A 12,133-nucleotide genomic window follows, 5' to 3' on the forward strand; every position below is an offset into this window, starting at 1 on the left:
CCCGATTCTGGTTCGGTAGAGTAAAATTTACATACATATCGTTGTCGTCATCCATCCTGCTTTGTAAAACTGACTTACAGATTGTAAGACTTAGTTACAGATTGTAAGCGGGAGTTGCAGGGAGACATAATAGAGATAAGGGTTACAGGATAAGAATAAAAGTCATTAAACTTCCTTCACGTACGCTTTGAAAATCAATTAAAGATCTTATCACACAGTTATATTCCTATTTTTTTCATTACAGCTTTTCCAAAACTCCTGAACATCCGTAAAAATAATATTCTTATTTCCAAAAATTGATTTCACGTTATCAATCTCATTAGCATCATAATAATAAAAGTTAATCTCATTAATATCAAAATTATTACTTATAGCCTCAAAAATATGATTATCATTATATGGCGATAACCCAAGTACCGACACTTCCCCACTTAATGTAGAAATGTTATATAATGATTTATTTTCACCAAATCTCAATTCTTCATCATTTTCTTTCAGTTGAATTGACTGTTGCATATTTTTAAGTATTTGATTGTCGGAATTGGCCCAAGAGTCAATTTCCCCCCTCAATTCAGGTTTATCCTTCAAACCTTTCACAAATTTATCGATAGCTATATTAGCGTTTATTCCCATGTCTAAATTAAACTTCTTATCATCACCTGAGTAGGATGTTAAAGCCTCTGAGTATAAATGATCGTATCCATCAATTATTATAGTTGATTTAACTGGAGAATCGCTTAATTTGTTTCTAAAACTTTCAGGATTATATACATCTGCCAAATGATGAAATGCCCCATGTAAATAATTAACAGATCTCCCTGTAGCCTCTTCAATATTACAGTCATAATTGGTTGTAAAAATATTATCAAATTTTTCAAGGAAATTTACAAATTTCTTAGGATATTGCATGTGGATTTTTTGAATTTTACCTCTATAAAATATGGAATCTATGAAGAATGCACGTAAACTTTCTTTAATATTAAATCTTTCAGGATTAATTATGCTTTCTTTATAGCAGATTAAAAAATGTAATAAAAAATAATCTTCGAAACCTATTTCATGGACTTTTGTCTTTTTATTTACATCCTTATATCTATTTTTAAAATGTATGAGAGAGGTTTTCATTCCCTCGGTATATGCACACTTATCATATTCTCCGTTTATGACATTCGGAATTTTACTGAAAAGTAATATTAGCCAGTCCTTTACTTCTCTTGGATAAATTTCCGAGGGGAAGTTTTTAGTATTTACATTGTTTATAGCACGTTTAATAATCCTTTCATTTGTATAATCTTTTCCACCAAATTGAATTGTAACACCATTTCCGATAATTATATTTTTCAATCTAATCTCCCCTGTCCTTACTAATTCTCATGTTGAAGATAGAAGCAATAAACTATTCAATAATTATTAAAACTTGGGATCTTCCCATCCACCAAGGCTAATAGCACCTCTATTCCCTCTTTGCCCAAACCCTCTGGAACCACGAATACCTCTTGCTCCTCTAATCGGATATGATTTGGAGGTTTTCAGTCCAACTCTATCTTCTCTATAAAATTCTCCTACTACTTGTCCAGTTCTTGCGGAAAAAATCCTGTTATCATCTATATACCCTATATGATGACCATTTTCATCATATACTTGATCTTCGATCACTTTCCCACAAAACCTACCGCTTATTGTCCATATTGGATAGTCCGTTGCTTATTCACTCCTATTCTATTTACTTATACAGTCCATATATTTGATGGATAAAGCTCATATCCTCATTGAATGCCTCTTTTGTTGCCCGATTATGCTGAGTTTCAGTTGGTTGACTATGACCTGCCATCCAACGGCACGCTTTTTCAAAAAGCTCACTAACCGCTGTTAGTTCTTCAACAAAATCACCTTTAATAGATTTGACCTTAGTGAACATTATATTTGGCTCATATCTACGTATAACCGATTTAAAAAAGCCCTCTTCCACAATTAATTCACACCAAGTTCGAATATCCGAATATGCTTTTTTTAATGCTTCTTCTAACACATCACCAAAACATTTTTTAGAATTAATTGTTTGTTCTTGTACTTTCAATTTTTTCATTATCTCGCCCAAATTCTCCAACCTACCGCTAAAGGATTCTGACACAAAGCCTTTGTTCATTTTGTCAATTTCATCTACCTTAAAGAACTTGTTTTCTTTATTTTTATCTTTTGAACATGCATTGTACAAATAGTAATAAAACATTATGTTGTGTGTAAATACTATTACCTGTCTTTCCAAAGACAACCTGTAAATCAAGTCGGCAATAATTTCCGACCTCTTATAATCCAGTGAGGTTACAGGATCATCAAAAAGTATTGTATTAAAGTCTCCACGCATAGTTAAATCAGTAGCAAACTCTGCCATTGCTACAGCTTTTTGTTCTCCCTCACTCATGATTTGTGATACCTTATATTCTTTAGAAGAAACAGATTTCTTTCGTAACGTTTCTCCTTTTTTCGGAATAAGCCTGAGATTAACGTTGGACACTTTAAGTTCTTGTGCAAATCGTTCAAAAATTTCAAAATACTCGTCTTGAACTATACTTTGAAAAGCCTCAGATTGCTTTTGTGTCAACGAATTTGTAGAGAACTTACTTTTTGCTTTACTAAGTTCCTTAATAGATTTTTGTATATCAAACCATTCTACTAATAAATCCAGTGAAGAATGGAGTTTTTCATTCTTTTTAAAAGTTTCCCTCGTATCTTTAAGTGAGCGAATTTTTTTATCTGCTTCCGTTTTCGAGTCATTTAGGTTTTTTATTCTATCCTCTATCTCATTTAATTCCTGATTAATTTCCTCCAAGATATCTGTTAAATCTAAAACTACATCATCAGTAATTGTTTTCTTTGAGGTAAGCAGAGAACTAAATAATTCTTTATTACGATTAAGTAATTGAATAGTTGACTTTATTCTCTCTATAAGCCTTTCACTTTCAATCAAAGCAAGCTCTTCATTTGAGAAATTAACCACTACATTTTGTAAATCCTGTTTTAAAAGTTCTTTTTCAATAGCATCTATTGAACCTTTATTACTTTTATTGATATGACTAAAATTGGTCTCAATCACGCTTACACTCGATGCACTAAGAGATTGACTACAGAAAATACACGAATCTCCTTCATGAATATGATCCTGATTAATAGATTCATAATATTTCTTGCCCATCTTAACAAACGTAAACCATTCATCATTCACAACACTAAGAAATGACACATTCTTTTTGAAGGCTTCATTAAAATCTCGCTCTTCCTGTACCTTTATTTCGTAATCTTTTATTAAAGAATTGACCTTTACTACATTTTCTACATTTAAAGTTGCTGACAGCTTCTTAAATGCATCTCCAATCGACCTTAGCTTTGTTCTTTGGGATGTTAAAATAGTAATCTTATCTTTTGGATTAGTGGATTCCAAATCCTTAATTTGTATATCAATCTCTTCCATTACCTCTTCATATGCATCGCTACGTGGATAATTACCGTTTAGAAATTCCTTAATACTATTTGAATCTTTGACTTCCTTCGTAATTTTATTTAGTTCCTCTCGAACAAAATCAAAAGAAGAATCTGAAAAGATTCTATTCTGCTTCTCTTCTTCAACTTGAATAGTAGCTGTAACCTCCTTACGTAATGAATCTAATAGCAATGTAACCATTTGAAATTTATCAAATCCCTTTGGCAGGATGCTAAATGTGAGGTCATTGTTAATCAAAGGAAGCACAGAATCACTATCGAACACATTTATTTTACTCAATACAGTATGCGGTTCATTAATATCTACAAAATCATTATTCTCTTTTTCATCAAGTAAATATGAGACTTCTACCGTTTGTGCCAAACGAGCTTCCAATTGTTCTTCCTCATAGACATTTGGTAAGATGGTAAGATCTTTTTCTGATGTGTAATAGTGTTCTGCCAAACTACGAAACATGCGTACATATGATGACTTTCCTGAACCATTCTCCCCATAAAAAACATTAAGATTTTTCCCTAATGAGAATTGAGCATCTTCCGATATTGCATTAATATTTTTGGGTGACTGTATTTGATTTATAATTAACCTCTTTCCTTCCAGAGAACCGCTTTCAGTCTCACCAATCATATCAACTGTTCCCTTTTGTTCCATTAGGTGCAAAACTTCCCCTAATAGTTCAGAGGGATTAGTTTCACCTTCCATTTTAACTTTGTTAAGAACATGAATCCTCCATGCTTCTCCTTTCGCCCACTCTGCTAAGAAATCAACTGCTGTTTTCATCTCCATCCTCCTCTTTTGTCGAAAGTTGCTATCTAATTTTGTAAAATTTTGTTATATATAAACAATCATAACATAACAATCTACCAACAATTATTTACATAGACGGTTAATTTCTGAACATTTATTGAAAAGTACAAGTGAAAATATCGAGGATTCTTTCGATTCATCATCATTTTGCATGCATCAACTTAACTCTAAGAATAAAATCTCGCTAAATAAATATGACAAAGGGGAACTGCAATAAACCTTTCAATCATAACAAACAATTTCATATGCAAAAAATCCCTTGATGAAGGTATCAAGGGATTTCCTATTTCTCTAAATGCATATCAATTAGCTCTTTTATCTCATTAAAAAACTGCTTTTTTATTCCCGCTTTCCTTAACACCTTCCACGTTTTAATAACTTCGCCCGCTTCTCTCATTTCATTAATTACATGTTGTACCCTACGAAGACGAAATTCTTGGTCTGATTCCTTCACTGCATTAATGAATACTTTTGTTTTTGGCATCTTGTCTAAGTGTTGTTCTAATAATGCCCTTTCTCCTATTGCATCTCCAATGCTTTTTACTGTTATCCTTTTTAACTTTCCATTTCTTGCTCTTAGTTCTCTTGTTGCCTTTTTAACATTAGCCAATATTTCCTGGTCTCTTTTCTCCCAATTTACTCGTTTATTTTCAGCGATTTTTTTTCGTAAGGTGGGTGAATTATCATGTAACCATTCTCTATCATTTCGATATAAAAATGCATAGGTTGCAGGATTTTGTTTTCTCAGCTCTGTCTTAGATAAGTTCGGATTATCCTGTTGCAATAGCAACCATGATTTGCGGTTACTTTCCACTAAATCAGCTTTATCTATATTCTGAACTTCTATAGCTTTAGACTCAGCCGCCTCAGTCTTTGCATACTTAATCACTGTATTTGGATCAACATTTAACCTTCGTGCAATTTCACGATAGCTTAATCCCTCAATAAGTAAATTACTTAGCTCCTTCATCCAGAGAGATCCAAAGTTCATAATACGAGTAATTTTAAAACGATCTTCTACGGTTTGTCCTTTACCTTTTCTTGTATAGCTGAAGCCACACTTCTTACAAGTGAATCTTCCTATGGGCTGTTTCGTTTTCTCACAGGTTCTAATAGTAACTTCCTCTATAACATCTCCCTTGTAACTTAGACATACTATATTCAGGCAGGGCCATTTGGGTTTACCGCATGACTCAACCTCTAATGAAGTTTCTTGGAAAACATCATTAACCGATAACCCAAGGAAATTTAGGAAAAGAATATGATAATATGGGTGAAATGATTTACGATGTTTTCTTGTAATTGAAGCTAACCACGATTCCGTTGATTTTACACCAACATTGATATTTTTAAGAAGTTCATCTGAATAATATCCTCTAAAAGCATCAAATAGTTTCTTCTGATGTACTTGACCATTAAATGTAGCATATCCCGCTTCAATTAAATGTTTACGGTAAAAATCTGTTAAATAGGAAAAGGAGTTAGATTTGAAAATGCTACTTAACAAAACATCAGCTTGTGAAAGAAATTGTTTATATTCTTCCAACAAATTATCAGCCACTGGAATTCCTTTCGTTAGTTCACAATTACTTGGTGTCGGTAAGATGAAGCTATGTTTATTTGAATGAGTAATTGGGACATTACTTTCCTCTAACCAAACACCATGTTTCAAACATACCAACTTTCCTGGCAATTGATGTTGACGATACCAGTATAGCTCTCCATATTGATGAAGGTCTTCTTTGAAGCAAGGTGGACAAAATTTAAAATATTTATTTTGTGTTATCGCACTTGCCATGATACCCGCTTGCATATAAATTGCTTTTCCATCGTCACTTAACATCCCATTATATATTGACTCTGCTTTATCTAAAAATGCTGAATAAAAGGGGAACATTGTGTGATTTTCAATGAGCATTCTTTCAGTAATTGTTGTGTTTTCTGGTAAACGTTCTACAAGTGAATGAATTCCAGAAGGTAAATAAATGGATGCACTAATCGTTCGTTTTCCAAATAAATCTTCCAAAGTGTGTTTCCAAAAGATATTCCCTGATCGTATATGATAGCGACCAAGCACACTGTAAAGAATCTCAGATGGATAAGGTGTCACAAACTGTAATATCATGAAGCATTACCTACGGGATAATCTTGTTTAATAATACCTGCTTCATATAGGGCTTGATATGCTGACAGTTCTTGTTCTTTTCCTTGTTCAATAATCCTTCTTAAATCCTTTTCATTATTTATACTTTCACTTGCCTTTGAATCAGTTAAAATTCGATAGGCCTGTTGTACAATTGCAGATAACTCTTCGGTTTGGCTTTGCATAGAAACTATATCCAATACGGTTTCTCTGGCAACAACATCATCTATCCCAAGAATAGTTAATCGAAACACAGCATCATCAACTAACTTGGATTGATTATTCTTTCGATCTACTCCCTGTTTTAAAGACTCGATTACTTCTTTTTGTTTTATAGCGATCCGCCCACGCTCAATATAATTTTCGATAGCAGGGAAAGATATATCGTCATAGTCTACAAGTTTTTGATAATTATTAGTTCTAAGGGCGTGTAACATAGGTTGAACAATTTTCAGTTCTTCCTTGGCTACTTGTTTTATTAGTGGAATAGTTATCTTTTCTTCTTCATTAGTGATGGCACGTAATTGAACCATCATGTAGATCTTTACACAGATATCACAGATGCCCTGTGAAATATCATAGAGTATGGAGGAAATTTCCTCATTAAAAGGTGTTTCCTCTCTTGTCCATTGATATTTCCACATTCCCTGTACAAAAAGATCCCAAATATCATCCTTTTCCATTCGATTCCACATTACATTACCTGCATTTGTATTTCTTCGAGCTTGTCTAAACTGTGATTGCAAAATATCCATGGCTTTCGGAGTTCCCACCATAATTAATGGAATATTTACTGTATTAATCAGTGTTGTAAAGAAATTTAATACTTGGGTGGAACTCTTTGACTTCACTGCCTTTAGGTGTTGTACCTCGTCTATGATTAGCAACCCAAGATTAGCACTTTTTGCAATTGAAGCTGTAATAGGCATCAATTGGCTCGTTGATAAGCGACTATTTGCGTAACGATTAAAGTAATCTGTCCCCATTAATAAATCAATCTGATACATAAAATCAAAAATGATTGTTTTTACCGATCCATCAAATGGAGTTTGAATGGTTAAGTGCGTAATTTGATATGTGTTTAGTGGCTTATCTTTATAGACTGTATGAGATATTACTTGGGGGATCATTCCTATAATGCGTTGCAATGTTCTGGTCTTTCCGACACCGCCAATTCCTACTATAGTCAATGTTTGACCAGTCTGAATAACCGAGTTGTCAAAGGACTTGTTTTGAATATTACTCCAGTTATTCACAAACCCCTGTGCATAATTCTTATTTAATGGATTACGAGATACATAGCCTGCTCTTAAAAGGCAATCTACAGACGATTGAATCTGCAAATGTATTGGTAATGGCTGATAGTAACGCAAAATCCTTTGTAGTAAATGGATTCGTTTGTAATCATTCAAATACCGCTCTTCTCTGTGATACGGTGGATATATACTAAGCAGATCAATTACCTCTTGCTGTGAGTAAATTGGTGGCAGTGCCTCAATCAGAGGGTTCTGGTACTCCAAAATTTCCTGTTCTTTATATTCGGCTACTTGTACTTGGGTTCCATTTGCCAGTTCAATGATTTTCATTATTTAAACCCTCCTTCTGTTTTTGGCGGAACAAATCGATATTCCTTATCTTTTTTGAGGCAGAATTTACAGTAGAGGAAGAGGGTACATCTGTGTTTAACACTTGAATATCCACGCTTCTTTTCTGGCGTGTAAGTTCCTGCTCTTCTTTCCTATTTTGTCTAATATCCTTGATATTCTTAATTCCTTCACCTAAATCCATTTTTGCTTCCTTTTTTGCCTCATTAACAATCTCTTCAATTTCTTGTGCCAATCTTATTTGTCCATTTATTTCACTTTCTTGAAAATCTACTTCCTGTTGGCGTTTACTAATGGTTAAATCTATTAACTCTTCCATTCTTGCCGACTTGTACATATCATACTGTTCAATTAACGTACAAGTTTCGTAATCTTTTCTATTTTTACGTATATAGATTTCAGACATATCTTGCGGATCATACCTGACTTCAATCTTCCACGAACCATTTATGCGTGCATTGGAAAACCATCTTTCCTTTATAGCTGTTCTACAGGAATAGTAGAGACCTTTAAAATAAATTCCTTTATAATCAACTATTGCCTGACTTATAGGAAGTACGTTACTCCTAATTTGACTGTACGACATAGATCTAAGCAAACCATTCCCACTTTTAAGTCCCCACTCAAAAAGTTTTATAGGGATTGGAGGAATTTTAGCTTCTATCATATGTTGTGTTAGTGGATAATCTGATAAATAATGTTCATTATTATAGTACAAGGCACATCTCACCAAAATTCGGGAATATTCTTTAAGATTTAGGACTGCCTTTTTTCGATAATCTTGGCCCCCACGTTTGGCGTGATCTTTTTGTACAATTCCTTCAAGGAATGGGGCAATATGTGACTGTAAAATCCCTATGAATCTTTCACAAACACCCTTTAATTCAGGTCGATAACTCCCAGTATTTTGAATTTTAATATTTAGATCTTCAACTAAACTGGTTAATTCATCTGATATCAATTCACTTCCTCGATCAGCTAATATAGTATGCGGAATATAGTGAACTGGCCAGTCTTGTTCACCAATCTCCATATCAAGTCTTGTATTACAGAAATACTTTTTATTACTAAAAGCATTCGCAAGTGCCAACCTTAAAGAGTCCCCTGACATATTTTCGATAGTCGCATACACAGAAACAATAACCCTGGAGAATATATCCACAGTCAAATAAATCATAGGGCGGCCAATTACTTTATTCCTATCTAAACTGGAAACCAAATAGATATCTCCTATTGTCCCATCTATAGCAAACAATCCAATTCCCATACTGTCTTCGGTAGCTGATCCTGTTATAGCACGATGATTTTGCAAATACTCCCTTCTTCCCTCTCTTTTATGAATAACATAGTCTGCCTTGTACCATTTCCTGTACCAATAATAAAACTGATCATAGGAGGGAATAGGATTAGCAACGTCTAATACTTTATAATCCGTTCTTTTATCTTTAATAGAAAAATAGTCTTTTAGCATTTGCTGATACGCATATTTCAAAGACGGTTTTGAACGAATAAAGTAATATTTCTCCAAAGAAGCTCGAAAAATCTTCTTCCACTCATTATCAACATTTGCTCGCTTGATAGTTGAAGAATAGATTGCAGGTCTTCCTGTTTTTTTCGTATATTGATGTTCAACTTGATTGCCAGAACGATAGTAGTCAGGTAAGAGAGCCGATTTTATCATTCCCCTTGCAAAAAACCTGGTTAAATGGTTATAAATTGTTTTCCCACTCACATTGAATTTCTTGCTCGTATTTTTAATTAAGCCCCATCTCTTATTTGGTAGTAAAATGTCTGGAATCAAATATACATCTTGAACTATTTCCCACGCTTCATCACGCTTTTTTCTTTCTGCATCTGTTAATTCATTCACCTGCACACTTATGAAAAAAGGATCTTCTTCAACTTTTTCAAGTTCATCAATTTCCAACTGGTGTATGATATCCTTTACTTCTAAACTGTATGGAAAAGATGGCTTATTGATGTTCACTAAGTAGCACCATTTGTTTTGATAATCTATCCAAACCACACGTTCCAACTTGCTCGGATCGTATTTACTTAGTAACAAATCATTAACCATTAACTGCATGTTTATCACCTCCTGATTTAATACCTGGAAGTTCGATTCGGTATTCCTCAACATTCCTCGACATGTCTATTTTTCGATTTAAGTCAAATTTGATTTGCTTTGTTGCAACAAGGTGTTTGAAAAGAATCAAACCTAAGCCTTCATCTAATTGATAATCTTTTTCTATTCTTTGAAATACCATTTGGAATGTAGCTGTATGGTTGGATAAGTAATGCAATAGGTCTTCTTTTAGATAAAGGAAATTCCTGACCAAATCAGGATAGTCCTGTATGTCATATGCAGTCAGCACCCAACCGATGTTTCGAGCTAACTGTTTGTTTATGTTCATTTCCGTTACTACCCCAAAGTCAATTTGTTTCTTTTCAAAATACCTGCGTTGCATTTCCAAACGTTCAATTGTGGCTTTTTTTGTAAGTTCAGTTGATGATTTTATAGCTCTTGCTTCATAAAAGGAGTTACCGTTCTGATCAATTCTTGTTACCATAAAGGACACAATAAATACATGCGGTACATTAGTCTTTGTGCTAAATAGTTTCTTTTCAAGCTCTTGATCTACTGGAATATTCATTTCATGGAAATCTAAAAGCGGAAATTGTTCACGTACATCCAGAACCATGTCATCAAACTCCAATAAATACCAATAGTACAACTGCAAATCACTTAGCAAATGAATAACTCGTTGTGATTTATAGGAGTATGTGCGAGTTGACCTCCCCTGTGAATTTATGTCCTGAACTTGAAGCCAACTCTTATACTCACTTCCTTCGCCACTGCCACGACCTTCTTTCAAAAATCGCTTGATTGTCGAATCCTTCCATTCTCTTATCATTAATCCACCTCATTTATTTTGGGCAAAACAAAAGCCACCATTTCTTTTTAGGCAACACCCAAAGTTTTTTTTTGAGGTTACGCCCTAAGAAATCGTGGCTTCTTTTAAGATATTCAAATTTTTATTCAATTCTTTTTTTCTCCTTTCTATTGTAAACAAGCTATATATAATAGAAGAAACTCAAATAAAACTAACTTTCTACTAAATCCTTATCCTTTTCAATTTGTTGAACTTTCCGATAAAAAGATGTACGGGATATATTTAACTTCTTATAAGTTTGAACCGCTGTTTGTTTTCCCTCTTTCCAACGCTTGTATTCCCGCATAAAGTTATCATCAATTTGAATAGGAGGTCTTCCAAACACAATTCCTTTTTCTTTGGCTATGGTAATTCCCTCCATTTGCCGTTGTTTAATACTTTCCCGTTCAAGTTCATATAAGGCTCCAAATATGGTGCAAATGAACTTCCCTTGGGGGGTTGCAGTATCTATGCTCTCTTTTAAACTTACTACTTCTACCCCTCGATCCGTTAAATCGTTGACAATCTCCAAAAAGTCTTTCGTGTTACGAGCAAGCCTTGATATAGACTCAATTACCAGGGTATCTCCTTCTCGAATAAAATTCATCATCTCCTGCAACTTCGGTCTATTTTTATCCTTACCACTTAACTTTTCAATGAAAAGTTTTTCAACGCTTTGTTCTTCTAATGCTTTAATTTGCCGAGCGGGATTTTGAGATACAGAGGAAATTCTGCAATATCCAATTTTTATATTAATCATCTCCCATACAAACGAATATATGTTTGTATTTTATTATAAAACGTTTCAAAACATATGTGAAGGGCCTGAAACATTCCAAAAGTAAGATTAGGAGTTTTTGAAACACAATTTTTTTGACTCTCAAAAAGTATGATTTTGGGACATGAATTTTCAACTTGATTAAAGCAAAAAATAGTAATGCACTCAGCACTACTATCTTTTTATTGTAGACGTCAAGTCGAATTTTACACTTTTTGCTCGTTTCCTTTTTACACTTCTGCTGAAAAAATACTTTTCCTGTTTTTCATCCGATGACTTTCCTCATCCTCTCCACCATGTATGACTTCCACACGATGAAGTAAACGATCTAAAATCGCTGTCGTAATGCCTTGATCTCCAATTAAATTT

9 protein-coding genes are annotated in these 12,133 nt (G+C 33.8%); all 9 read right to left on the minus strand.

Going from position 1 to position 12,133, the window contains the following annotated elements:
- Positions 1-210: 210 nt before the first annotated feature.
- Positions 211-1,344, minus strand: a complete 1,134-nt coding sequence (locus tag PZE06_RS24300; RefSeq protein WP_151026227.1) for a hypothetical protein — start codon at positions 1,342-1,344, stop codon at positions 211-213.
- A 66-nt stretch (positions 1,345-1,410) separates the two neighbouring features.
- A complete protein-coding gene (locus PZE06_RS24305; RefSeq protein ID WP_151026226.1) occupies positions 1,411-1,656 on the minus strand; it encodes a hypothetical protein in 246 nt (81 codons plus the stop codon).
- Between the two features lie 67 nt (positions 1,657-1,723).
- Positions 1,724-4,279 carry an AAA family ATPase gene (locus tag PZE06_RS24310; protein ID WP_191963590.1) on the minus strand — a complete coding sequence of 852 codons (2,556 nt, stop codon included), beginning with the start codon at positions 4,277-4,279 and terminating at the stop codon, positions 1,724-1,726.
- Positions 4,280-4,589: 310 nt separating this feature from the next.
- Positions 4,590-6,431 carry a TnsD family Tn7-like transposition protein gene (locus tag PZE06_RS24315; RefSeq protein WP_151026224.1) on the minus strand — a complete coding sequence of 614 codons (1,842 nt, stop codon included), beginning with the start codon at positions 6,429-6,431 and terminating at the stop codon, positions 4,590-4,592.
- Positions 6,428-8,035, minus strand: a complete 1,608-nt coding sequence (locus PZE06_RS24320) for an ATP-binding protein (RefSeq protein WP_151026223.1) — start codon at positions 8,033-8,035, stop codon at positions 6,428-6,430. The genes PZE06_RS24315 and PZE06_RS24320 overlap by 4 nt, the downstream gene beginning before the upstream one ends.
- Positions 8,022-10,139 (minus strand): Mu transposase C-terminal domain-containing protein, encoded by a 2,118-nt coding sequence (locus tag PZE06_RS24325; RefSeq protein WP_151026222.1) that lies wholly within the window; start codon positions 10,137-10,139, stop codon positions 8,022-8,024. Before PZE06_RS24325 ends, PZE06_RS24320 begins: the two co-directional genes overlap by 14 nt.
- Positions 10,123-10,968 (minus strand): TnsA endonuclease C-terminal domain-containing protein, encoded by an 846-nt coding sequence (locus PZE06_RS24330; protein WP_151026221.1) that lies wholly within the window; start codon positions 10,966-10,968, stop codon positions 10,123-10,125. Before PZE06_RS24330 ends, PZE06_RS24325 begins: the two co-directional genes overlap by 17 nt.
- 190 nt (positions 10,969-11,158) lie before the next feature.
- Entirely contained in the window at positions 11,159-11,746 is a 588-nt protein-coding gene (locus PZE06_RS24335; RefSeq protein ID WP_225310814.1) for a recombinase family protein, read from the minus strand.
- A gap of 248 nt (positions 11,747-11,994) precedes the next feature.
- The coding region (locus tag PZE06_RS24340) for an ATP-binding protein (protein WP_275792078.1) at positions 11,995-12,133 on the minus strand (139 nt) is incomplete at its 5' end.

Source organism: Robertmurraya sp. DFI.2.37 (genome assembly GCF_029211245.1).
GTDB classification, from domain to species: Bacteria; Bacillota; Bacilli; order Bacillales; family Cytobacillaceae; genus Robertmurraya; species Robertmurraya methanolica_A.

Bases quoted from the DNA above. Each gene is read 5' to 3' on its own strand.
- PZE06_RS24310 (WP_191963590.1), bottom strand. From the start codon at position 4,279: ATGAAAACAGCAGTTGATTTCTTAGCAGAGTGGGCGAAAGGAGAAGCA.
- PZE06_RS24315 (WP_151026224.1), bottom strand. From the start codon at position 6,431: ATGATATTACAGTTTGTGACACCTTATCCATCTGAGATTCTTTACAGT.
- PZE06_RS24320 (WP_151026223.1), bottom strand. From the start codon at position 8,035: ATGAAAATCATTGAACTGGCAAATGGAACCCAAGTACAAGTAGCCGAA.
- PZE06_RS24325 (WP_151026222.1), bottom strand. From the start codon at position 10,139: ATGCAGTTAATGGTTAATGATTTGTTACTAAGTAAATACGATCCGAGC.
- PZE06_RS24330 (WP_151026221.1), bottom strand. From the start codon at position 10,968: ATGATAAGAGAATGGAAGGATTCGACAATCAAGCGATTTTTGAAAGAA.
- PZE06_RS24335 (WP_225310814.1), bottom strand. From the start codon at position 11,746: ATGATTAATATAAAAATTGGATATTGCAGAATTTCCTCTGTATCTCAA.